Origin of the sequence: Nocardia sp. NPDC051052 (assembly GCF_044456045.1) — a bacterium.
GTDB lineage: Bacteria > Actinomycetota > Actinomycetes > Mycobacteriales > Mycobacteriaceae > Nocardia.
The window spans coordinates 1-22,428 of record NZ_JBITFL010000001.1 but is presented as its reverse complement, the minus strand read 5'-3'; the positions used below and the strand labels follow the sequence as shown (position 1 = coordinate 22,428).

Annotated in this window: 20 protein-coding genes; 8 read left to right on the top strand and 12 right to left on the bottom strand. The window is 68.1% G+C overall.

Going from position 1 to position 22,428, the window contains the following annotated elements; all coding sequences use genetic code 11:
* Positions 1–12: 12 nt before the first annotated feature.
* Complete coding sequence (locus ACIBCN_RS00100; RefSeq protein WP_396989242.1) at positions 13–774, bottom strand: ABC transporter permease; 762 nt, start codon at positions 772–774, stop codon at positions 13–15.
* Between the two features lie 31 nt (positions 775–805).
* A complete protein-coding gene (locus ACIBCN_RS00095) occupies positions 806–2,086 on the bottom strand; it encodes a glycosyltransferase (RefSeq protein ID WP_396989241.1) in 1,281 nt (426 codons plus the stop codon).
* Positions 2,087–2,193: 107 nt separating this feature from the next.
* On the opposite strand from ACIBCN_RS00095, the gene ACIBCN_RS00090 reads away from it, so the two are divergent.
* The 3 genes from ACIBCN_RS00090 (at position 2,194) to ACIBCN_RS00080 (ending at position 6,542) form a co-directional block, all read left to right on the top strand.
* Entirely contained in the window at positions 2,194–4,761 is a 2,568-nt protein-coding gene (locus ACIBCN_RS00090) for a cytochrome P450 (RefSeq protein ID WP_396989240.1), read from the top strand.
* Positions 4,762–4,806: 45 nt separating this feature from the next.
* Positions 4,807–5,337, top strand: a complete 531-nt coding sequence (locus tag ACIBCN_RS00085) for a pyridoxamine 5'-phosphate oxidase family protein (RefSeq protein ID WP_396989239.1) — start codon at positions 4,807–4,809, stop codon at positions 5,335–5,337.
* 200 nt (positions 5,338–5,537) lie between these two features.
* Entirely contained in the window at positions 5,538–6,542 is a 1,005-nt protein-coding gene (locus ACIBCN_RS00080; protein WP_396989238.1) for a methyltransferase, read from the top strand.
* Here the strand turns inward: ACIBCN_RS00080 and ACIBCN_RS00075 are convergent.
* Complete coding sequence (locus tag ACIBCN_RS00075) at positions 6,539–7,180, bottom strand: TetR/AcrR family transcriptional regulator (RefSeq protein ID WP_396989237.1); 642 nt, start codon at positions 7,178–7,180, stop codon at positions 6,539–6,541. The genes ACIBCN_RS00080 and ACIBCN_RS00075 overlap by 4 nt on opposite strands.
* 21 nt (positions 7,181–7,201) lie before the next feature.
* Here ACIBCN_RS00075 and ACIBCN_RS00070 point away from each other — a divergent pair, with 21 nt between their 5' ends.
* Positions 7,202–8,026: a class I SAM-dependent methyltransferase gene (locus tag ACIBCN_RS00070; protein WP_396989236.1), complete on the top strand. Its 825-nt coding sequence runs from the start codon at positions 7,202–7,204 to the stop codon at positions 8,024–8,026.
* 77 nt (positions 8,027–8,103) lie between these two features.
* The gene (locus ACIBCN_RS00065) at positions 8,104–8,268 is read left to right on the top strand and encodes a hypothetical protein (RefSeq protein ID WP_396989235.1); all 165 of its coding nucleotides are present in this window, start codon (positions 8,104–8,106) and stop codon (positions 8,266–8,268) included.
* A 7-nt stretch (positions 8,269–8,275) separates the two neighbouring features.
* Here the strand turns inward: ACIBCN_RS00065 and ACIBCN_RS00060 are convergent, their stop codons facing one another.
* The 9 genes from ACIBCN_RS00060 to ACIBCN_RS00020 all read right to left on the bottom strand — a co-directional run bounded on the left by ACIBCN_RS00060 (position 8,276) and on the right by ACIBCN_RS00020 (position 19,728).
* The gene (locus ACIBCN_RS00060) at positions 8,276–8,605 is read right to left on the bottom strand and encodes a hypothetical protein (protein ID WP_396989234.1); all 330 of its coding nucleotides are present in this window, start codon (positions 8,603–8,605) and stop codon (positions 8,276–8,278) included.
* A 133-nt stretch (positions 8,606–8,738) separates the two neighbouring features.
* The gene (locus tag ACIBCN_RS00055; protein WP_396989233.1) at positions 8,739–9,668 is read right to left on the bottom strand and encodes a hypothetical protein; all 930 of its coding nucleotides are present in this window, start codon (positions 9,666–9,668) and stop codon (positions 8,739–8,741) included.
* Positions 9,650–10,258 carry a nitroreductase family protein gene (locus tag ACIBCN_RS00050; protein ID WP_396989232.1) on the bottom strand — a complete coding sequence of 203 codons (609 nt, stop codon included), beginning with the start codon at positions 10,256–10,258 and terminating at the stop codon, positions 9,650–9,652. The genes ACIBCN_RS00055 and ACIBCN_RS00050 overlap by 19 nt, the downstream gene beginning before the upstream one ends.
* Positions 10,258–11,250 carry a ScbA/BarX family gamma-butyrolactone biosynthesis protein gene (locus ACIBCN_RS00045; protein ID WP_396989231.1) on the bottom strand — a complete coding sequence of 331 codons (993 nt, stop codon included), beginning with the start codon at positions 11,248–11,250 and terminating at the stop codon, positions 10,258–10,260. Before ACIBCN_RS00045 ends, ACIBCN_RS00050 begins: the two co-directional genes overlap by 1 nt.
* Complete coding sequence (locus ACIBCN_RS00040; protein ID WP_396989230.1) at positions 11,247–12,167, bottom strand: nucleoside-diphosphate kinase; 921 nt, start codon at positions 12,165–12,167, stop codon at positions 11,247–11,249. Before ACIBCN_RS00040 ends, ACIBCN_RS00045 begins: the two co-directional genes overlap by 4 nt.
* Positions 12,164–13,255, bottom strand: coding sequence for an SDR family oxidoreductase (locus ACIBCN_RS00035; protein WP_396989229.1), 1,092 nt, complete (start codon positions 13,253–13,255; stop codon positions 12,164–12,166). Before ACIBCN_RS00035 ends, ACIBCN_RS00040 begins: the two co-directional genes overlap by 4 nt.
* On the bottom strand, positions 13,252–13,509 hold the full coding sequence (locus ACIBCN_RS00030) for an acyl carrier protein (protein WP_396989228.1): 258 nt from the start codon (positions 13,507–13,509) through the stop codon (positions 13,252–13,254). The genes ACIBCN_RS00035 and ACIBCN_RS00030 overlap by 4 nt, the downstream gene beginning before the upstream one ends.
* The gene (locus tag ACIBCN_RS00025; RefSeq protein WP_396989227.1) at positions 13,506–17,042 is read right to left on the bottom strand and encodes an AMP-binding protein; all 3,537 of its coding nucleotides are present in this window, start codon (positions 17,040–17,042) and stop codon (positions 13,506–13,508) included. The genes ACIBCN_RS00030 and ACIBCN_RS00025 overlap by 4 nt, the downstream gene beginning before the upstream one ends.
* Positions 17,032–19,728: a phosphoenolpyruvate synthase gene (locus tag ACIBCN_RS00020; RefSeq protein WP_396989226.1), complete on the bottom strand. Its 2,697-nt coding sequence runs from the start codon at positions 19,726–19,728 to the stop codon at positions 17,032–17,034. Before ACIBCN_RS00020 ends, ACIBCN_RS00025 begins: the two co-directional genes overlap by 11 nt.
* 185 nt (positions 19,729–19,913) lie before the next feature.
* On the opposite strand from ACIBCN_RS00020, the gene ACIBCN_RS00015 reads away from it, so the two are divergent.
* The 3 genes from ACIBCN_RS00015 (at position 19,914) to ACIBCN_RS00005 (ending at position 22,227) form a co-directional block, all read left to right on the top strand.
* Positions 19,914–20,648, top strand: coding sequence for an ESX secretion-associated protein EspG (locus ACIBCN_RS00015; protein ID WP_396989225.1), 735 nt, complete (start codon positions 19,914–19,916; stop codon positions 20,646–20,648).
* A 92-nt stretch (positions 20,649–20,740) separates the two neighbouring features.
* Positions 20,741–21,115 carry a hypothetical protein gene (locus tag ACIBCN_RS00010; protein WP_379282453.1) on the top strand — a complete coding sequence of 125 codons (375 nt, stop codon included), beginning with the start codon at positions 20,741–20,743 and terminating at the stop codon, positions 21,113–21,115.
* Entirely contained in the window at positions 21,112–22,227 is a 1,116-nt protein-coding gene (locus ACIBCN_RS00005) for a hypothetical protein (RefSeq protein ID WP_396989224.1), read from the top strand. The genes ACIBCN_RS00010 and ACIBCN_RS00005 overlap by 4 nt, the downstream gene beginning before the upstream one ends.
* The last annotated feature ends 201 nt before the right edge of the window (positions 22,228–22,428 follow it).

The window sequence follows — 22,428 nt, the reverse complement described above, 5'->3', positions numbered from 1 at the left end:
TGAACACGGGCGTCAGTTCCGTGATCGTCGGGCGAAGAGCATTGCGGCGCAGAGATATCCGACGATGGCAAGGCCGATCGACCAGAGCACGGCCGATAGCGCGCTGCCCCCGGTGCCATAGAGCAATGCGCGGAGCGTATTTATTACCGGGGTCGCGGGCTGGTGGTCGGCGAAGCCGCGTAGCCACGACGGCATGGAGGTGGTAGGCACGAACGCGCTACTGATGTAGGGGATGAACATGATCGCGTAAGTGAATCCACCTGCGGCCTCCGGGTTTTGCGCCAGGAGGCCCAGCGCGACCGCTATCCAGGTGATCGCGTGGACGAAGAGCACGATTATCGCGAGTGCGCCCAGCCACGCGAAAAAGCCTGCGGTGGGGCGGAATCCGAGCAGCACGCCGATCACGAGCACGATGGCGACGGCGATCATGTTGCGGACGACACCTTCGCCCGCGTGGCCCGCCAGCAGGGCTTGCCGGTAGATCGGCAGGGTGCGGAAGCGATCGACCGCGCCGGTGCGTAAGTCGGTCGCCACCGCGGTGGCGGTGATCGATGCGCCGAAGCCGGTGCACAGCAGGATGATTCCGGGGATCACGTAGTCGATGTACGGGCCGTCCACCTGGATCGCGCCGCCGAAAACATAGACGAACAGCAGCATGATCAGCACCGGCAGCAGTAGCGAGATCAGCAGGGTGTCCCGGCTGCGCAGCGTGTGCCGCACCGCGCGCCGGAACATGACGGCGGAATCGGTGTAAACCGTTGCCAGCGGACTCATGCCGCGGTTCCACCGCTGAACAGGCGCCTGCTCACCCGGCGGCCGCCTCGACGATATCGGCCGTTCGAGGAGTCGCGTCCGCATGCGATCGCAGCTCTCCCGCAAGTGCTTTCGCGCGCTGCGCGGTGCCTTGCTCGAGCAGGGTGCGCACCCCCGCCGCCAGCCCGTCGCGATCGAGCTTGCGGAAACTGAGGTGCGCGCCGACGCCGAGGCGTTCGACCTGAGCACCCCACATCGGCTGATCGAAGGACACCGAGCAGACCAGCGTCGGCAGACCGGCGCGCAGGCTTTCGAAGGTGGTGCCGATGCCGCCGTGGTGGACGGCGGCGGCGCAGACCGGGAAGACAATGTCGTGCGCGACCGGGCCGACAACCTTGACTCGCGCACCGGTTTCCGCGTCGGCGGCGGCCAGATCGCTCCAACCGGCACTCACCAGCCCGCGGATGCCAAGGCTCTCGCACACCTGCTCGACGATGGCGAGCACGGCATGGGTGTCGCGGATGGGCATGCTGCCGAAGCCGAAATACACCGGCGGCTCGCCTTCCGCGATCCAGGCGATCACCTCACCGTGGTCGGCGGCCAGCTCGCCGAGGGCTTCGCGTGCGGTTCGTTCCAGCGGCAGGAAGCCGACGAGCGGCCTGCGCTCGCCCCACTCTTCGGCCAGGCCGGGCACCAGGGCCGGGTCATATATCTGCACCTCGGGCACCCCCTCGCGGGCGAGCACCGCGGCGGGACTCGCGGTCGAGCGCGGCAGGCCGAGTTGCTTGCGGAGCTGGTTGAGGTACTTCATGAAGACGACGCGGCGCAGGTTCTCGGCGAGCAGCCAGGTGGCCTGATTGACCACGCCCGGCGGCCGCCACTGCGACGGCAGCGCGCCGGGAAACGGATACGCGGCGTTCTTCCGGCACGGAAACCCGTGCAACGACACCAGCGGCACCCGCATCGCCTCGGCGACCGACGCGGCCCGATCCTCGGTGAGCATTGTCGACACGATGATGTCCGCGTTCGCGCAGACGTCGATCACCTCGCGGTTCATCTGGTCGGCGTAGTCGGCCATCTGCTTGCCGACCAATTGCATCAGCCGGAAGCTGCTGCCCGCGGCCAGCGCCTGCTGGCCTTCGTCGGAGGAGTAGAGCTGTTGCACGTCCGGACCGCAGCTGACGGCGGTCAGGCCGGTGCGGGTGACGAAGTCGACCAGGTTCGGCGGCGCGCCGAGCAGCACGTCGTGCCCGCGTCTGCGCAGCTCGAGGCCGAGTGCCACCGCGGGTTGGACGTCGCCGCGGGTGCCCGTCAACGGAATCGCCACTCTCATGCCAGCTCCTGTACTCGGCGGGCCGCCCCGCGCTCGTCGCGCCGTGCGTCGGCGACTCGTCGTTCTTCCCAGCGTGCGCGTGCCGCACATGTCCGTACCGTGGTCCCATGCACGTCGCGCTGTTCACGGACTTTCATCCCGCGACCCTCGGCGGGATCCAGACCGCGGTCCATGCCCAGCGTCGCGGGCTCGAGCGGCTTGGTCATCGCGTCACCGTGTTCACCGCGCCCACGCCGGAATCTACCGAATCCGAGCAGGACATTGTGGTCCTTTCCGCACTCGGCGGGGTGCTGGTGAACGGTTTCGCCATGGTGTTGCCGACGCCGGCGAACAACCGCTTGATCGATGCGACCTTCGCCGAGCGCGGTCCGTTCGACATCGTGCACACCCAGACCACCTACGGGGTCGCCATCGCCGGACTCCGCGCGGCGCGCCGTCATGGCATTCCCGTCGTGCACACCGTGCACAGTCGCGACGACGTGTTCATCGCCAACACCTCCCCCGTCCCGTACCTGTCCGCGCTCACCATGCGTGCCCTGCACGGGCGCTTCGTGTCCCATCGGGGACAGCTGCCGCGCAACAACGAATCCCGCGCGGCGCGGCACGCCTGGCGCACGATGGTCGCGCAGGCGCAGGCCGCCGATCGGGTGATCGTGCCGACCGAGCACTTCGCCGAGCGCATCCTGGCGCATGGGCTGGACCGGCCTCTTCAGGTGATCTCCAACGGAATCGATGACGAGCTGCTCGATCGCGCGCAGGTGGCCGAACCGGGCACGACGCACAGCGGCCCGCTGCGAATCCTCTGGTGCGCCAGGCTGTCCGGCGAGAAGCGGCTGCTCGAAGCCATCGAGGCGGTGCGGCAGGTAGCGAACTGCACGTTCGACATCTACGGCACCGGAGACCTGCGAGAGCGCGCGCAGGCGGCGATCGAAACAGGCGGGCTGAGCGATCGTGTCCGGCTGCACGGTGCGGTCAGTCAAGCGGACTGCCTGGCTGCAATGGCGACGCACGATGTATTGCTCTTTCCCTCTTCAGGTTTCGACACCCAGGGTATGGCCCTGCTGGAGGCGGTGGCGATGCGGCTGCCGGTCGTCTACTGCGATCCGGATCTGGCCGAGACGGTGCCCGAGGGCGGCGGCGTCCGCACTCGCGACCCATCGGTGACAGCGATCGCCGACTCGTTGCGCGAACTCGCCGCGCACCCAGCACAATTGGCGCCGATGCGCGAGATCCTCACCGACCGGGCCGATGCGCGGCAGTCACGCCTCACCGATTCGATCCTGTCGATCTACACCGACCTCGTCGGAGGCACGAGACCCGCTATGCCGCAGTCTGTTCCGAATGTACCCACCGCCCCTGGACGGCTTCCCCTGCTCGGCCACAGCGTGGTGGCGCTGCGTGACGGACTGAAGTTCGTCACGTCGCTGGCCGAGGTGGGGCCGATCGTCCGGATCTATCTCGGGCCGCGCCCCGCCTATGTGCTCACCACCCCGGACCTCATTCGCGAGGTGAGCTTCGGCGAGGCAGGCGAATTCCATCGCGAGGAACTACGCGACGCCATCCAGGAGGTCATTCGCGGCGCGTCCAATGTGCTCAGCGGCAAGCCGCACGAGCTGCGGCGCCGAATGATAGCGCCTGCGCTGCGGCAGCGGCGGTTGAACGAATACGCCGTGGTGGCAGCCGATCTCGCGAACACGTGGTCGAAATCGCTACGGCCGGACCGGCAGCTGAACCTGGTGGATGAGGCGCACCGGCTCGTCCTCGACACTATTTCCTCGACGCTGTTCACCGCCGAGTTCGGTGCGGATGCGAAACGGGAAGTCCAGCAGAACATTCCGTGGCTGCTGAGCCAAGTGATCCAGCGCGCCGCGTTGCCGCCGCCGGTGCGCCGCCTGCGGGTGCTGGCCAACCACCGGTTCACCACCAAGTCCCGTCGGCTGCGCGCCGAGATCGGCGCCGTTGTCGCCGAATACCGCCGCGCCGACCGCGATTTCCACGATGTGCTCTCCGCCCTGGTGCGGCACAGCGATCCGGAGACCGGCACCCGGCTGTCGGACGAGGAGATCATCGACGAGCTGCTGCTGATGCTGGCCGCCGGGGTCGGCTCGACCGCGTCCATCCTCGGCTGGGTATGGCACGAGATCATGCGCAATCCGGACATCGCCACCGAATTGCGCCGCGAGCTGGACGATTTCGTCGGCGATGCCCCGGTCACCCCCGACCATGTCGCGGAGCTGCCCTATCTCCGCCTAGTAGTGCTGGAGACCCTGCGATTCTGGGGGCCGTGGGTGAGCACGCACACCGCGGACGGTCCGGTCACGCTGGGCGGCACCATCCTCCCCGACGGCGCCATGGTCGTGTTCAGCCCGTACATGATTCACCACAACGCGCACTACTACCCGGACCCGGAAACCTTCGACCCCGATCGCTGGTTTCCCGGCCGTGCCGAGGAGATCGACAAGAAGGCGATCCTGCCGTTCGGCGTCGGCATCCGGCATTGCCCGGGCAATAACTTCGCGCTGCTCACCATCACGCTCGCCACCGCCGCCCTCTTCGCCCGCTGGCAGCCGGTCGCCGACCCCGGCTACCGGGTGAAACCGTCGAACCGTGATTTCGTCGCGGCGCCGTCCCGGCTGCCGGTGGTCCTGCAGGCCCGGCATCAGGCGCGCGAATGACGGCGCAGCCGATGATTTCCGCGCCATCAGGTCGTCAGCACAGATATGGACACCAAGAATCTCGCTGACCTCTATTCGTTGCCGGAGTTGGATTGGGCGAACGTCCAAAAGACCCTCGACGCGAACGTCCCCCAAGCCCCCGGTACCGGCGGCCCGAACCGCCACACCTACTGGCTGACCACGATCAACCCGGACGGCAGCCCGCACATGACCGCGCTCGGCGCACTGTGGCTCGACGGCGCGTTCTGGTTCACCACCGGCGCGCGATCACGCAAGGGCCGCAACCTCGCCCGCGACCCCCGGTGCGCGATCAGCATCGCCATCCACGACTTCGACCTCACCGTCAACGGCACCGCGGCACAGGTCATCGACCCGAAGGCGGTCGCCGAGATCGCCGCGCGTTACGCCGCGGACGGCTGGCCCGCCAAGGTCGACGACACCGGCCAGGCCCTCACCGCCGAGTACAGCGCCCCGTCCGCGGGCCCGCCGCCCTGGCACGTCTACCGCATCACCGCGAGCACCGCGATGGCCCTCGGCACGGTCGAGCCCGGCGGCGCGGCGCGCTGGCGTTTCTGAGGATCCGCCGACCGGTTCAGCGCGGGGCGCATCGCAGGCCCGTACCCTCCTGAGTGGCACAGTGCTGATTTACCCAAAGTGCCGACCGTCGAGTGGAGGGGAGTCGCCCGGTGGCAGCCGACCACCCGAGAATGCCGCCGCCAGGGCTGGTTCGTGCGGTCGAGTTGGTACGCAACGGCCTATCTGTCGCTTATCGAAAGATGGTTCCTGGGCAGCTCGCGGTGATGGAGCTGCTTGCCGCCGGGTGGTTGACGCAGGCTATTCACGCCGCCGCCGAGCTCGGGGTGGCCGACGCGCTGACCGCTGGGCCGCGCAGCGGGGCCGAGCTGGCACAGGCGGTGGGGGCCGACGAGGACGCCTTGCATCGGTTGCTGCGGCTGCTCATCGGCCACGGCATCTTCAGGCGGCGCCGGGACGGCCGGTACGCGCTGACCCCGATGGCGCGGGCGCTGCGGCGGGACGCCGATGTCTCGCTGCGCGATGCGGCGCTGTTCTTCGGCTCGCCGATCCATCGGGACAACTGGTCGCACCTGGTCGACGCGGTGCGCACCGGTAAGCCGGTGGGTGAAGCGCTGCACGGGATGTCGTTCTTCGAGCACGCGCAAACGGACCGGACGCTCGGCACGCTGTTCGACAACGCGATGACCAGTATCGGCAGCCTCGGCCTTGGCCCGCTGCTCGCGGCCTACGACTTCGGGCGGTTCGAGACCCTTGTCGATGTCGGCGGCGGCGAGGGCACGATGCTTGCCGAAGTCCTCTGCCGCGCAACACAATCCAGGGGAATCCTGTTCGAACTGCCGGAGGTGGCCGAGACCGCGAGCCGTCGGCTGGCCGAGCTCGGATTGGCCGACCGGTGTGCGGTCGAGCGGGGGTCGTTCTTCGACGCGGTCCCGCAAGGCGGCGACGCCTACATCCTCAAACACATCCTGCACGACTGGCCGGAGGACGACGCGGGCCGGATCCTGGCTACGGTTCGCGCGGCGATGAAACCTGATGCCCGCCTGCTGATTATCGAACTGGTCGTCCCGGAGAACGCCCGCCCGCATCCCGGCAAGTTCATCGATCTGGAAATGCTGGTCAATACCGGCGGCCGGGAACGCACCGTCGACGAGTACCGAAAGTTCCTGGCACGCTACGGGTTCAGGCTGCGTCGGGTGGTCCCGACCGTCTCGCCGGACAACATTCTCGAGGCCGAACCCGCTTAAGGCGTCAACGCCGCCGCGACGACCGCGCTGACGACCCGGCTGACCGCTGCCGACTCCGGCGGCGTGCTTTTACGGTCGGCGAACAGCAGATGTCCGGCCCCGATCAGCGTGGGCGCCAACACAGTTACGTCGGCCGCCGCGACGACGCGGCCATGCTCTTGCTCTGCGCCGAGGTACGCCGCGATCATCTGGGTAGCCTCGGCCAGGAGCGGAACGCCGGTCGGCCTGGTCCGGCGCAGCCTGGCACGCAACTCGTCCCGGAAGGTGACGAGGCTGACGATCGAGACGGCGACCGTCCCGAACACCTCCGTCAGCGCGCCGCTGAGATTGCCGACGACGGTGCCGGTGCCCGCGGACGCGCACAGGGCGACGGCCTGGTGGTCGATCCGCGCGATGCGGTCGAGCACGAGTTCGGCGAGGAAATCGTCGAAGTCGGTGAAGTGCCGGTGCAGCACACCCTTCGCGCAGCCTGCCTCGGTGGTGACCGCGCGGCTGGTCAGCGCGCTCGGCCCGTCCTGCAGCAGAATGCGTTCCGCGGCGTCGAACAGCTGCTCGCGCACGTCGCGCATGGCCACTCCCGTTGGCACCGTGTACTTCTCCTCGCGTCGTCCAGCCCGAATCGGTTGTCGAGTGGGCATGTGCCCACTTATAGTGGGCGCATGCCCACTCTACCGCCGGAACCCTCGTCGGCTCCGCAGCAAGAATCTCATCAAGCCCGCGCCATGGCTGAGTCGTTCGGCGTGGACGCCGCGCGCTACGACCGCTCCCGACCCCGCTATCCCGAGGCGATGGTGCAAGCGATCATCGCGGCAAGTCCGGGACGCGATGTCCTCGACGTCGGCATCGGCACCGGCATCGTCGCCCGGCAGTTCCAAGCGGCGGGCTGCGCTGTACTCGGCGTCGAACCCGACGAACGGATGGCCGAATTCGCGCGACGCCACGGCACCGAGGTCGAGGTGTCCACCTTGGAACAGTGGGATCCCGCAGGCCGCACCTTCGACCTCGTCGTTGCCGGGCAGGTGTGGCACTGGGTGGATCCCGTCGCCGGCGCGGCCAAGGCGGCCGAGGTGTTGCGACCCGGTGGCCGGTTGGCCTTGTTCTGGAACGCCGGGCAGCCACCGGCCGAACTCGTGGAAGCCTTCGCGGAGGTCTACCGACGGCTGCTCCCCGACTCCCCTGTCACCCGCGGGCTCGCGGCCGACGCGGTGCGGATCTACCTGGCAGGGTGCGACAAGGCCGCCGACGGCCTCCGCGCGGCGGGCGGCTTCGGCGAGCCCGAGCAGCGGCAATTCCAGTGGGAGCAGCGGTACACCCGCGATGAGTGGCTGGAATTCTCGGCCACCACCGGCGTCGCCACCCAACTCCCGCAGGCCACGCTGGACGAGGTGCTCGGAGGTCTCGGCGACGCCATCGACGAAGTGGGCGGCAGCTTCACCGCGCAGTACACGGCGGTCATGGTCACCGCGGCACGGCTCGCCACCTGACCTGCTCGACGGGACGCCGACCTGATCCACGATTGCCGGATATCCTCGGAGTGACACGCTTCCGGAAGGTGCGACTGATGTCGAACGACGACAACCTGGTACCCGATCCACGCGCCCGCTGGCGCCATCTCCCCGCCGAGCCCGCCCGGTATGTCGAGGAAACTTTGCTCGACCCCACCTTCTCGACCTACACGCTGCCCGCCGTCGATCCCACCCAGGATTTCATCCGGCTCTACGGCTAGACACGCCCTAGGTGGGCGTTACGAAAGCGCGGGTAGTGATGCCGAGCCCGGTGCTCGTCACGCAGGAGGCGCGCATCGACTGACCGACCGCGGCCGAGGCGGAATCGGTGCCGGAGTACGGGCCGAATATCGGGCCGTCCGGGGTTGCGGGGACGCTGATGCCGAGGCATTCGACCTCCAGGATGGAGGATCCGTAGCCTTCGTGACAGAGCGCGACAGCGTCGGTCAGGCCTCGGTCGACGAAGCAACCGCCGGGGTCGGCCGCCGCATCGGCGCTACCGATCACCAGGCCGCAGGCGAGCACGAGCAGGCCGCCGCCGCCCACGATTCGCCGCATGCCCACAGTCCACCTCGCTGGCGCTCGCCTCATGAATCCCTTTCTCAGCACGATTCGGTAATCCAGCGCTATTCCATCAGACACGAGCCTTACTTATGCGGGACACGCACGGCGACACCGTCAACGTTTGCCGCTAAGGCGAGGTCAGCGCCTGGGCGATCAGGGTGAGATAGAGCGCGAGAATGAAGACCACCGCGGGAACTACGGGATAATTCACCCGGTCCCCTCTGCGGAAGTTCCATGCGGTGGTGACGGGAATCGTCAGCAGGAACGGCGAGATCCGGGCAATGAGTGCGCCGGGCGACGAGTAGTTCCACGGCTCTATCAACCCGATATTGCACAGCACCGCGGCGACCGCACAAACCACCGAGGCCGCGATACTTCCCTTGGCACCGAGAACATTCGAGTACAGCGACTCGTCGGGTCGCCGTTCGCGCGACGTCTTTCTGGCGAACTCGAACTGCAGGAACGCACCGGCGAAGATGCCGGCGACCGCCGCCGCCTGCCAGTGCGCGCGGACTTCGCCCGTATCGATCGCGGAGACCACGATGTAGCCGGTGACGAGCAGCTGCACCGGATAGGTGACAATCAGATTGACCAGGATGTTGGTGCGCACCACGGCGAACAACCGCTCCAGGCCCCACAGCACCAGCCCGTAAGCCATTGCCACAGCGATCATTACGGCGGAACCCACGGAGAGCGCGAGGCTGGCCGAGATGGCGCCGATCGCGATGAGACCCATGGCGACCCGCAGTTCGACGGCGCTCACCGCGCCGGTCACCAGCGGACGGTCCGGGTTGTGCACGCGGTCGTATTCGAGATCCTTCTGCTCGTCGACCATTCGGAGATACAGCAGGACGAAGGCGACGACGACAATCCGTACCACGGTGGACCAGGTCGGTCGCCATGCCGAATCGGGCTGCGTCACAAGCGAAGCCATGCCTTCGAGGGCGAGCACCCACAGCACGCCGTACAGCAGGTAGTGCGGCTTGTACATCACCGCGGTGAACCGGGCGATACGCGCGGCCGACACCAGCGGATGGGTCACGCCCACCGATCCCACATGGTCACCTCGGCGGCGGGAGCGCGCCGGGCCGGTCCATCGCTGCCGGGCAACAGCCGCGCGACCGGGATCATGGCCAGCTGGGTCACCTCATCGAACGGGATACCGAGCAGGTCGGCGACCTCGCGCTCGTAGGCCAGATGCGCGGTCGTCAGGCACGATCCGAGGTCGCGCTCGCGCAGGGCGAGCATGAAGTTCCACACCGCGGGATAAATCGAGCCGTAGAAGCTCGCCAGCCGCAATGGCGACGAGGCCGCCGGCAGGCGGCCGAGCGAACAGACGAGCACGAGCGCGGGCACCTCGGCCAGATGCTCCGCGAGATACCGGCCGGAGGCGAGATCGCCGAGCTGATCGGGCCGCGGCGTGCGCCCGGATAAGTTGGCGGCGAATCCCTTTCGGTAGTACTCGGCGATCTGCTGCTTGGTCTCACCGTCCTGCACGATGAGAAATCGCCACGGCTGCCGATTGCTGCCGCTCGGTGCTTGCACCGCGATATCCAGGCACTCCAGCAGATCTCGTCGCTCGACCGGCCGCGTCAGATCGAGACGACGGCGAAACGATCGGGTCGTGGTGAGCAGTTCGGTACTCATCAGCGATCGACCTCCGGTTCGTCGGCATCGAAACCCAGTTCGTCGTCGGCGAATTCGAGGTCGACCTCGGCCGCGACCGCGTCGAACTGGCGGATCTCGCAGTGGATCACCGTGCGGTCGGCCTGCTGTCCGGTGATCTCCGCGACACACTCCGCCGGACGGTCCAACTCCACAAACCGCTCGAAAGAGCTTCCGACACATTCCAATCGGGGCGATCGGTGGAGCACCATGGCCAGCGCGGTCTGCCTGCACGCCTCGATCAGCAGGCTGCCGGGAACGTGGTCGAGCTCGTGATCGAACAGGAACGGGTGACCGAGATCCGGGACCAGTGTGGCGCGGGCGATGGTTCCGGACAGGCTCGGCGCCGCGACCACGACATTGCGCCAGTTCTCCCGCCCGACCTCGGCCGAGACCGCGCGGTCGGCGAGCGCCGAGGCGCCCAGAAACGCCCCGAGGCCCAGGCTCTTGCGGAACGCGCCGCGCAATCCCGTCCATTGCTGCGGCGTCATCCAGGAGAACGACCCGTCGACGGTCATCATCGACTCGTCGCCACAGTCGATTTCGAGCACCATGTCCACGCCGTGCACCGTCTCGCCACGCACATGCCGCCGCGGCACCCGCACCCGCATCACGAGATCGGCGGGGGCCGTGCCGATTTCCCACGCCGCGGTGTCCGCGCCGGTGCCGTTGAAGGTGCGCACGACGAACGCCATATCGGCGGGGACGCCGTAGAACTCGTGACTCAGCGCGATGGCGGCCTGCCTGGCGGCCTCCATCACCAACAGCGGATCGTGCCGCAGGGCAAGCGATCCGGTGTGGTCACTGTAATAGGCGTGCATGCGCGGTAATTGGGCGCCGACCACGAACTCGTCCTCGGCCACCGTGTCCAGCGAGGTGACGAACACCTCGGACACCGCGCACCGGTGCGCCAGCGCACGCGAGATGGTGCGGAGATGGGTCGCTGTCTTCACCGTTTCCACGTTCGCCGTCACGGTCGTACCTCCAGCCAGTCTTTCGCGGTCACCGGTCGCAGCGTCTGCGGCTGCGTACCGACCCGCATCGGGAGTACATAGGACCCGAGCACGATCACCGACCACGGATCGAGTTCCCGCCCGTCGGCCCATGCGGCATACAGCAGTCGCGCGCATGCCGCGTCCGCCGCCGGGTCGACAGCGGGTTCGGCCGGGGCACCGGCCGCCGCCAGATCACGCAGTATCCGCTCGACTGCGGCGGCGCGGTCGAAGCTGCGCGCGGGTGCCTGCGCGTACAGGTCGTTCGCGATCGCGAGGGCCTGGGACGAGCGATCGACACCCTCGCCTACCTCCGCGATCACCCTTGCCCGGCGGTCCTCGTCCAGATAGATGGCGAGTTCCCGCAGCACATCGGCGGGATCGTCGGGCGAATGCACCAGATTCAGCAGATAGCTGTGCCTGCCGAGCAGATAGCGGAGCTCGCCGGGCTTGCGTTTCCGGGGGTCGGTCGCGCCCTTGGCCTCGGTAAGGCGCACGGCGACAGGCAGTTCCGCGTCCGCGCCGCGGACGACGAGGACCAGCACGTCCGAAATGCCGACGAGCAGATCGGCCAGGCGCCGGCGTTCGGGTGAGGCGATGTTCCAGGCGAAGTACCACAGCGCGCGGGCGACGTGCCGGTCGACGGCGACCCGGAGGGCACTGACAACGCGGAAGTCATTGTCCGCCAGCCATTTCAGTGTCGGCTCGACGGACCTGGCGACAATGGCGTCCGGCTTGAGCAGCAGCAGCGAGTGCTCCCTGGCGAACTTCGCGGCGTCGACGCCGAGGCGGTCGAGTTGGTCGACGGTCTCCTGCAGGTAGGTGTCGGCGGCGTAGGCCGTCACCTTCTCCCGCTGCGGTGTCAGCGCGGCGAGTAGCTCGCTCAGTGGGGCGCTCACCGGTCCGCCCCACCGGTGTCATTGCCCGCCAGCACTTCCTCGATCGACGGCAACGGCACGCCGAGATAGCCGGATTCCAGGCAGTAGTCCAGCAGCACTCGCAGATACTCCTTGCCGGTCGACGGTGGTGGTTTACCGAGCAGCACTTCGGCATTCGCCGTGCCGAAGGCGAGCCGCCGCTCGAAATAGCTGGTGTAGAGCGAGCCGATGCGCCGGTAGTACTCCCGCTCGATGGCGCCGAGATCGTCTTCGCGGAACGTCGCCGCGGGCACGAAGGTCGCGACCTCGAACGAAGGGTATTCGGCGAGCACGTCGGACACCTCGCGCAGCGAGAGCGTGTCTTGACCGACTGCGTGGAAGGTGCGGTGGGTGGCCGAGTCGAAATCGAGGACGACCGCGGCGATCACATCGGCGACGTGGTCGACCGGTGCCAGCGCGAGCGTCGCGTCGTAGCGGCCGGGCAGCGACCGCAGCTTGCCCTCGACCATGAGCTTGACGACGGTGTAGAGGTTCTTGTACTCACGGATCACGCCGGTGCCGGTCGCGCCGGTCACGATGCCCGGCCGGACGATGGCCCAGCGCATGCCCTGCTCCCCCGCCGCACGCACCAGCTGTTCGGCGCGGAACTTGCTCTCCTCGTAGCCGTTTCCGAAGGACTGGCCCGCGTCGAGTTCGTCCTCGGCGATGGGGCCGCCGCGCCGTCCGCACACGTAGGCCGTGCTGACGTGCACGAGCGGAACGTCCCAGGTCGTGGCCAACTCGATCGCGTTGGCGGTGCCCCGCACATTGAGCTCGTGGTAGTCGGCCTCCCCGGCGTCGAATGCCGTAGTGGCCGCGCAGTGCACGATCATGCCGACGCGCTCGGACAGATCGGCGGAATCCCGCTGGGACAGGCCGAATCCGGGGCTGCGGATGTCACCGGCGACCGGGCTGCCCGCGCCGAGGGCGGTGCCGTCGTTGCGGACGATGGCCGAATTGCTGTGCAGCACAGCGGCGACCGGGCGGCTCGCGGCGGCCAGCCGGGCAACGACCTCCGCGCCGACCAGCCCCGTTGCGCCGGTGACCAATACGGTGTCGCGCGCACTCACGATTGATCCTCAGCAGCCAAGGTGGTCGCGACCAGGGTGATGACCTCGCCGACTCGGCGCACGCCGACCAATTGCTCCGGCTGGTAGCGCGGCAGGCCGAACGACCGCTCGAGCACGACGGTCAGCTCCATCAACCGCAGTGAGTCGAAACCCAGGTCCTCGACGAGTCGTTGGGTGTCACCGGTCTGCGCCTGCGGGTCGGGTGCCATGGCGTGCACCAGTGTGCGCACCCGCTGCGCCACTTCGGCGGTCATGACGGCACCGCGTCGTCGCGCAGGTGTGGTTGCTGTCCGCCGGAGGCCAGCAGGTCGCGGGCCTCGTCGAGCGGCAGATCGGTGTCGAGATAGCCCGCGATGCGCAGCCAGTCGTAGCCGATGGCCAGTGTGCGCCGCCACTGTTCGCGGGAATCGAACGAGGCCGGGAAGTTCGCGGCGGCCGGGTCCGCGGCGACCGAACGCACCAGTGCGACGAAGTCGTCGAGGACCGCGATGCCGGTGATGGCGTCGCCGGTCTCCGAGAACCGCACTTGCCGAGCCGATTCCAGCCGTGCGAGGAGATCGGCACGGCGATGAGCGTGGGGCGGCAGGAGTCGGTGCAGGGTCGCCGACGGCGCGACGTCGGCGGGCAGCGGGTGAATACCGAAGGCGGACAGCATCACCCGCACACCCATCGCGATCATCCGATGTGCCGCGATATCGGCGACGGCACCTTGACCGTTCTTGACGGCACCGGCCAGATCCTCGCGCGCGTTCTCCAGCACGATGTTCGACCAGACCAGGTTCATCGCGCATTCGGTGAAACGGCGCGCGGGCAGCGGCGAAAGGGTCGCGATCGCGTCATCGCGCGCGGCGCCGGTCACGCCGAGTGCGGGTGCCAGCACGGAGGGCACCGGCGTGTAAGGGCGCACCGGTTTGCACATCGCTAGTGCGGGTGTCAGGAGTTCGCCTCGCCGCCACTGCAATCCGACGAAGCCGAGCCGGAGGAACTCGGCGAGTTCGGTGGTGCTGTCATGCTGTTGGCGGGCCAGTACCGCGGCGAGCGAATGACGGAACACCACCGTGCGCCAAGCGCGCGCACCGCTGCCGGAGAGGACGAAAACGTCGCTGTCACCCCGGATGACGTGCACCCGCTCGCCGATGGCCCAGGTGGTGACGCCGGGCACCCGGGCGAACAGAATCTGGTCGGGATCGTCGACGAAGTCCTGGACGCCGAGGTCGGTAGCGAGCTCGAAGACCTGCGCCCAGGTCGCCCGCTCGGACAGCGCTCGCGCCTTCGCGTCACCGAGCACGCCGGGCCGGGCGTCGCCGTAGGAATGCGTCGAGTCGTCGCCTGCCCAGGCGCCTGGATCAGCGAGATCGCGGTAGCGGTCGATGAGTTCATCGGCACCGATCCGATCCAGTTGCCGCGGTAGCCATTTGGTCTCGAGATAGCTTTCGCCGCGCCGTGCGGCCCAGCCTTTGATGGCCTGCAGCAGGCCGTCGCGCGCCCAGTCGATCGCCTCGTCGCGCGCCTTCAGTGCGCGCAACGCGACGGCGTACCGCAGAGCCTGTTCGGCTCGGGCGATCCACCAGTCGGCGATCAGCGTCGTGAACGTGGAATGCGTAAGCAGCGTGCGTAATTCGTCGATATCGGAGACGCCGGGCCGGACTACCGTTGCCCGCAGGAATCGTTGGCATCGGTTGAGTAGATCCTCGTCGAGCTCGGTCACAGTCGCGGCCTTCGCCACCTGCTCGAGCTGTCGCCGGAGTTGGGACTCGGAACGGGTGCGCACCTCGACTCGACGGCCGTCGATGAACAGCACGGTCGGCAGCGTGGGTAGGTCCTCATCGCCGGGCGCGAGTACCAGGAAGTCGACGTCGGATCCCTCGTTGCCGAAGCCCTCGGCCAGTGAACCCTCGAAGAGCACGGTCGAATTCGGCGGAATCGCCACGCTTTCCAGCGCACTATCGAGCAGCTGGCGCACGCGTTCGGCGGCCAGCGTCGGCTCAGGCAGGTCGTCCTGTCCACTTCCCCGCGTCGCGGCGCCGGGCACGTCAGGGACCGTTCGATCTCGGCCTTCGCCGGAATGACGGGGGGTCACCACCGCACCGGAAGGCCCGTCCGCCTCATGCACGACCGCGTCCGCCAAAGCCCCACTGCGGAATTGCTCCCACATGTGCCGCCGACGCGGCTTACCACTCGAAGTACGGCGGATGATGCCACGCGGGCCGGTGACGATGGTGACCGTCTGCGCGGGGCCCAACTCACCACGAATAACCTTGCGCGCCTTGGGAATCCAATCGCCGGGCTTGGACTCGGCGAACAACGCGATGCCTTGCGTACCCGGCTCGGTGATCGCGACGGCGGCGAGTTTTCCCTTGGTGATCCCGGTTTCCTGCGCGACGCGGGATTCGATGTCCTCCATGAACACCGAACGCCCGCGCACCTTCAAACTCGACCCCATCCGGCCGAGCACGAATACCTCACCGCGGTGCAGGAATCCGGCGTCGCCCGAGTACAGCGTGCCGCCGACGATCCTGGTCGACGCACCGTCGGAGTCGTCGGAGTAGCCGAGCGCCACCGAGTCGCCGACCACCACCATCTCGCCGAGGGTGGCGTCGGGCAGTTCGTTGCCGTCCTCATCGACCACCCGCACCGTGGATTCGGGGGTCGAGTAGCCGAGGCCGGTGATCCAGCCCGCGCCGTCGACACGATGGGTGTCATCGAGTAGCTCCCGGTCGAGGATGGTGACGGGTTCGCCGAACCGCAGCGTCGGTGTGTCGATGCGCAGGGCGGTGATCGGGCGATGCCGCGCCGAGGAGGTCACCATCAGCGTCGACTCCGCCAACCCGTAGGCCAGCGTGTAGGCGCTCATCGAAAAGCCGAGGGGGCCGGTGAGGTTCGCGAACGACTGGAGATCGGCCACCTCGACCGGCTCGGAGCCGACGGCGAGGGTGCGCCACCCGGACAGATCGAGGTCGGCGATCTCCTCGGGCGAAACCCGGTGTGCCACATAGCCGAGCGCGAACGACGGCGACGGGGAATGCTGAGCGTGCGCCATCGCCCGCAGCCAGCGCGCGGGCTCGCGGACGAACTGGTCCGGGCGCATCAGATACAGATCGCCCTGATTGGTGACGGTGGTGAGGAACGCGCCGACCAGGCCCATGTCGTGATAGAGCGGCAGCCAGGACACCATCGCCTCGCCGTGCCGCCACTCGACCAGCCGGGAGATCATCGCGATGTTGCTGGCCAGGTTGTGCCAGCTCACCCGCACCCCGCGCGGGGCGGCGGTGGAACCGGAGGTGAATTGCAGCAGCGCGCACTCGTCGGGCTCGCCGAACTCGCGCTCCTCGGGCGGGCACGGACGCAGCGTCGACGCGTCGATCACCAGCGGCTCATCGGCGCGTCCCGCGGCCGTCGCCGCCTGCCGCACGAACTGCTCGAATTCGGTCGAGGTGACCACCAGTCGAGGCTTGGCCTGGATCAGGATCGCGGCGATGTGCGCGATGATCTGGTCGAGGTCACCGAACATCGGCGGCGCGACCGGCGTGAACACCCCGCCGCAGGCCCAGACCGCGTAGAACGCGGCGACACAGGGGAATCCGGTCGGCATGATCACGCACGCGCCGTCGCCGCTGCCCATCCCGTGCTGCCGCATGAGCGCGGCGATCGACCAGGTCTGTTCGGCCAGTTCGGCGTAGCTTCGATAGTCCCAGCCGTCGGCCTCGTCGGCCAAGTGGATCCCGGCCTGCCCGGCCGGCCCGGCTAGCCAATCACGTACGGCCGCAACGTCTTTGTCATGATCCATCGCGGCCATCTCCTTCGGCCAGCACAGTAACGGTTCCGTGTGTGCCATCGACCCGAATCCGCATACTGGTCCGTACCTTTTTGGTCACGTCCTTGACCTGGACCACCGTCGGCACTCCGAGCTCCCGCGCCACGATCGCGACATGGGTGAGCGGGCTGCCACGCTCGATGACCAGCGCCGACGCCGAGGGCAGCGCGGCCACCCAGCCGGGATCGGTCCGATATGCCACCAGGATGCCACCCGCCACGTCGCGCGGCTCGTCCACGACGACCGCGGTCCCCTCGACGATCCCGGACGCCGACGGGGTGCCCGCGAGCACCGTCCCTGCCTCGGCAGCAGGCGTATCGGTGACCGGCACCCAACCCTGCCTCGCCAGCTCGGCCCGGCCGAAGGTCGATCCGGTGGTGACGAACCTGGCCGGCGCGACCAGCCCGGCGTCCTTGGCGCGCTGCGCCTTTCGGGTGCCGACGAGGTCGCGCAGGTCCGCGGTGTCGGCACCGTCGTAGCAGCCGCGCAGCTCATGCACGGTCAGCGAGAACACGTCGGAGAACTCGTCGATGACGCCGCGCTCGGCCAGGTCGCGGCCCATCACCCGGATCATCCGCTTGACCATGCCGAAGGCCCTGGTCCGGCAGAACCGGAGCCGTTCGCGGTGCGCGGCACAGCGGGAAACCTTGCCGCGCAACCGTTCATAGATTCGGCGGCGGAAGCCGTGCAAGTGGGCGTCCAGGTATTGCTCGGCCTCGTCGTGATGGCCGAGCGGTGCGTCGGGCAGGGCGCTGCGCAGCATGACGAACAGGCTGGCCGGATCTTCGCGTAGGTCCGGCGTTTCCAGTTTGAGTTCGTCCAGGCTTCGATAGCCGTAGCGATCGATGTAGGCGTCGACCCTGTCGCGGAAGTCCGGGTGGTCGGCGAGTGCCGGGTAGATCTGTTCCGGCGCTGTCGAATTCACCAGGGCGGTCAGCTCGGGGTCGGTGCGTGCCGCGTCGGCCAGTGCCTTCATCGCGCGGGCGGGTTCGGCGGATTCGACGTCGGCGCCGGGACCGACCACCGCGTAGAGGAACCACTCCGGCGCCTTCGGCAGCAGCAGCTTGGTCAGCAGGAACATCAATCCGGTGCAGGTGAGCAGAATCGCGTCGAGCACCATCAGCGGGCCCCAGCGTTCGACCAGGTCGCGGTCCACCTTTCGGTATGCCGCATAGGCTTCGGCGCCGGACAGCGCGGTGTAGTCGATGGCGTCGTATTCGTCGTAGACGCGGTAGAAGTCGGTCATGAACTGTTCGACGATGCCGTCGATGCCGAACAGTCGCCGCAGGTAGGTGAACGTGGTCAACGAGCGCGACCACAGTCGGCTCAACGGGTTCCGGAAGGTGAACGGGCGCAACGTCTTCGCGATATCGTCTGCCAGCGGCTCGTCCACGCCGAGTGCGGCCTCGAGCACCTTGCGGTTCAGCGGGTAGCCCGGGGCGATGCCCACCATGCGATACCAGTGCAGCAGGTTGTAATAGACGCGGCCGTGAAAGTAGCCGAGCAGCACCGGAGTCCACCGCTCGGTCTGTCGCAGTTGCGCGCCGGGTACTCGGAGCGACTTCGCGTAGCCGTGGTAGACGCGGCCGTAGATGTCGGCGGCGGTGGTGTAGGTCAGCGGGGAGGTGAGGCCGTTGAAGCTCTCGATGATGTTGGAGTTGTCCCAGATTCGCTGTGCACCGTCGGGGACGACCTCACCGGCGCCGCGGATGATCGCGCCGGGTCGAGCACCGAGGATCGTGGTGATCGGGCGCGACTGCAGGAACCAGAGTCCGTCTTCGTCGATCGCCCATTCCACATCCTGCGGGGCCTCGAACTCGGCCTCCACCTTGCGGCCCAATTCGGCGACCTCGGCGATCTCGGCATCGGTCAGCACGGGCAGTTCGCGGCGCGACGGGTCGATCTCGCTGATCGCGTAACCCTGATCGCCCCCGGCCACATAGGACCGGTCCTTGTCGCCGAGCACGGTTTCCAGCACCGCGCCCGAGGACTTGTCGACCACCACCGAATCGGCGTCCACGGCACCCGACACCAAGCCCTCGCCGAGCCCGTAGACCGCGCTGATGACCAGTTCGTCGCGGGCGCCGCTGACCGGGTTGGCCGTGAACAGCACGCCACTGGCCCGCGCCGCGATCAAGCGCTGCAGCACAACGGCGACCGCGCCCGCCCGCGGCTGCTGATTGGCGAAGGCGTAGCGCAGTGATCGTTCCGAGAACGCCGACGCCCAGCAGTCGCGCACCCGGTCGAGCACCGCGTCGATGCCGTTGACGTTCAGAAAGGAATCGAACTGGCCCGCGTACGAGTGCTCAGGGCCGTCCTCGGCGACCACCGACGAGCGCACCGCGATCGGGCCGCCGAGCCGCGCGTAGGCGTCGGCGATCAACTCGCGGACCTCCGCGGGCAGTGGGGTCGCGGCGATCTCGGTACGCAACGCGGCAGCGGCCGCCAGCGCTTTATCCAGGTCATCCTGGAGTGTGACCTCAGTCACTTTTCGCAGCAGATCGGTGTCCGCGGTGAATCGCGCGAAGACTTCGGTGCCGAGCACGGTCCACTCCGGGACCCGAAACCCGCACTGCCGCAGGCGGTGCAGACCGCGCGCCTTACCGCCGCCGACTGCGGCGATCGTCGCGATATCGGTCCACGGTCCTAGCACCTGCACGGCATGCTCCCATCACCCCGTGATCATCGTGCCGCAGCACAGCGCTCCGGCACGTCCAGCCGAGCAACATAGGGGGTTGTATGGATATATCCGAGAATTCAGCGCAGCGTTAGCCCACAATCCTAGGTGCTCGGTGCGGCTACCGCCCCCGTGCGCGATGACCGTTAAGCTACAAAGCAGTTTCGGTGGTGTTCGGTGAGGATGTGATTCGGGCGGTGAGTTGGACCTTCACTCCGGACGAGTTCGCCCACCTGTGGCGCGAAACCGACCTGGACCGGCACCCGTATCCGCTGCGGATACTGGAGACGCCGCGCACCGAGCACGAGGCCGACCGGCTGCGCGCGACACTGGACGAACGGCTGCCGCTGCGCGCCGACCCCGATCTCAGCGCCTGCCTGCGCATTCTCGCCGCACCGCACACCAGGATCGTCGCGATCGGCGGCGCCCACACGCCGGGCAGTGAGATCCGGCTGCTCGCCGCGGCGATCTTCGACCGGGCCGTGCTCGCCGTGCAGGAGCCCGGCTCGACGCCGGATTTCGGCGGGCGCGTTCGGCTCTCGATCGGGCACAGCGGCAAGCTGGGCACCCGGATCGCCGGCCTGCTGCCCGACGCGCCGGCCGGGCGGGAACCGGCCAGGGTCGCGCCGACCGACGCCGTGCGCGACGAAGAGACGGTGGTCGCGCGGCAGCCGATCGCGCCACGCATCCGCAAGCTGCTGCTGAAACCGCACAGCGCGGAAGGGCATATCCGGATCGAGCCTGCCCTGGACCAGCCGACGCCGGCGCCGCCGATCCACTACACCTGGTTCGACGTCAAAGGCGACGGACGCTACCTGATCAGGGCGGGCAAGGAAGTCCACATCACGCCCGCCTCGGCCGAACAGATCGGCGCGCAACTGCAGAAACGCATTCAGCCGTGAACTCGTTCGTCGATGCCGACGGATAACCACCGCTGCCCCCGGCAACGGCCACGGGCTAGTCTGAGGCTGACCGACCATCTCAGGGGTGTGCGATGACGATCGAAACCAGCCGAGCCGATATCGTCCGGTTCAAGCAAGCGGCCCAGGCAGGCACCGTCCAATTCGATCCGGCCGCGGCGCGACGATGCGCCGAGATGTACGACCAACAGGCCGAACGACTGATCCAGCTCCAGCAGCGCCTCGAAACCGCCGCGGAACTGGGCGGATTCGGCGGGTTCGTATCGGCGCAACAGTTACAGGCCGGGTTCAATCACAAAGCACGGGATGCCGCTACGTTGCTAGATCACTACATCGAGGCCGCCTACCGGATGAAAGAAGCCTTCTTGATCAGCGGCGGATTACTGGAAGAAGCCGACGCCGCCAACGCCGCCGCCCTGCGCGCCGTCGCATCGAGGCTCCCGCGATGACCGGAAACGATCCCGACTACATCAGCTCGATGGAACATTTCGAGTCGATGCGCCACGAAGAGATCTACGCCAAGACCCAGCAGATCGATGCCGCGGAGGTTTTGCGCGCGTCGGTCGCGTGGCTGGAAGTGGCGGGCACGCTCAGCACCTCGTTCCCGCTCACCCGCGGCAGCGTGGACCGAGTGATGAACTCGATGGAGTGGAAGGGTGCGACCGCCGACGCCGCGGTCGCCAGCATCCGCAGCTTCGCCGCCTCGGCGGACGAACTCGCCGCCGTCATGGGCCAGGTGGGTGCCCGGCTCGGCGGTGTTGCCGCCGCGGCCGAAGCGGTCAAGATCGCGGTGGCACCGCCCGGTTCGTCCGGGCCGATCGGCGCGGTGGCACGACTACTCGAGGCCGCGCACGTCATCGACGCGAAGATGGCCGAGGAAGCACTGCGCCAAGAGGCCGTGCTCGCGATGAACATGGTGTACAAACCGGCCTACGGGTTGGCAGGCAAAGCCGTTCCCGCGCTGCCTTCGCCGCCGGAGTCGTCAGACCAAGCCAAACGCGCACCCGCTGCGCCACAACAGCGTCGGCCGGCACCCCAAAGCCAGCCGGAATACACGCCGCCGCAAAACCAGCTCCCCGCGCAACCGAACGGTCACCCCCCGACCCCCGCTCCAGCCCCGTCGGTACCGGAATCCCAAGCGCCACCGAGCACTACAACGCCGCCACGCCCGGTCCCCGACCCACAGCCGACACCACTACCGACCACTCAGCACGCCCCTCCACCGGCACCGCCGACTCCCGACGCACCCCCAACCACTCAGCAGGCACCGCCACCGCCAACCCACCAGGCACCCCCGCCCGCCCCGCCAACTCCCGACGCACCGCCGACGACGCAACCGGCCCCTGCCCCACAACAGGCGCCACCACCATCGACCGAGCACGCCCCGCCACCCCCACCCCCGGCGCCACAACCGCCACCACCCCCCGCCCCAGCCCAACCGCCTATCCCCCTCCCGGACCCAGGCGGCCAGCCAGGCGTCACCGGCCCGATCCCAGCCGAAGACGAACAACAACCCCCGTCAACCACCAACCAACCCGGCGTGGTCCCCTCCCAAAAGTGACCATCACCCTGATGCCAACGCCCACGCTGTCCGCAGCCCCCGCCGACGGCAAACCCACCTGACGCACGTTGCATGCCCTTGACGCATGTTGCAACCTGCGTCAAGAGGGGACTATCTCGCTAACGGTGTTTCCGGCGTTGGGTGATCAGTAGGTTTGAGCGTCGGGCCAACGGTCAGCGAAGGTAATCGCGAAGGCATTGA

Coding starts and splice junctions, on each gene's coding strand:
- ACIBCN_RS00100 (WP_396989242.1), bottom strand. CDS start 774: ATGAGTCCGCTGGCAACGGTTTACACCGATTCCGCCGTCATGTTCCGG.
- ACIBCN_RS00095 (WP_396989241.1), bottom strand. CDS start 2,086: ATGAGAGTGGCGATTCCGTTGACGGGCACCCGCGGCGACGTCCAACCC.
- ACIBCN_RS00090 (WP_396989240.1), top strand. CDS start 2,194: ATGCACGTCGCGCTGTTCACGGACTTTCATCCCGCGACCCTCGGCGGG.
- ACIBCN_RS00085 (WP_396989239.1), top strand. CDS start 4,807: ATGGACACCAAGAATCTCGCTGACCTCTATTCGTTGCCGGAGTTGGAT.
- ACIBCN_RS00080 (WP_396989238.1), top strand. CDS start 5,538: ATGGTTCCTGGGCAGCTCGCGGTGATGGAGCTGCTTGCCGCCGGGTGG.
- ACIBCN_RS00075 (WP_396989237.1), bottom strand. CDS start 7,180: ATGCCCACTCGACAACCGATTCGGGCTGGACGACGCGAGGAGAAGTAC.
- ACIBCN_RS00070 (WP_396989236.1), top strand. CDS start 7,202: ATGCCCACTCTACCGCCGGAACCCTCGTCGGCTCCGCAGCAAGAATCT.
- ACIBCN_RS00065 (WP_396989235.1), top strand. CDS start 8,104: ATGTCGAACGACGACAACCTGGTACCCGATCCACGCGCCCGCTGGCGC.
- ACIBCN_RS00060 (WP_396989234.1), bottom strand. CDS start 8,605: ATGCGGCGAATCGTGGGCGGCGGCGGCCTGCTCGTGCTCGCCTGCGGC.
- ACIBCN_RS00050 (WP_396989232.1), bottom strand. CDS start 10,258: ATGAGTACCGAACTGCTCACCACGACCCGATCGTTTCGCCGTCGTCTC.
- ACIBCN_RS00030 (WP_396989228.1), bottom strand. CDS start 13,509: ATGACCGCCGAAGTGGCGCAGCGGGTGCGCACACTGGTGCACGCCATG.
- ACIBCN_RS00025 (WP_396989227.1), bottom strand. CDS start 17,042: ATGGATCATGACAAAGACGTTGCGGCCGTACGTGATTGGCTAGCCGGG.
- ACIBCN_RS00010 (WP_379282453.1), top strand. CDS start 20,741: ATGACGATCGAAACCAGCCGAGCCGATATCGTCCGGTTCAAGCAAGCG.
- ACIBCN_RS00005 (WP_396989224.1), top strand. CDS start 21,112: ATGACCGGAAACGATCCCGACTACATCAGCTCGATGGAACATTTCGAG.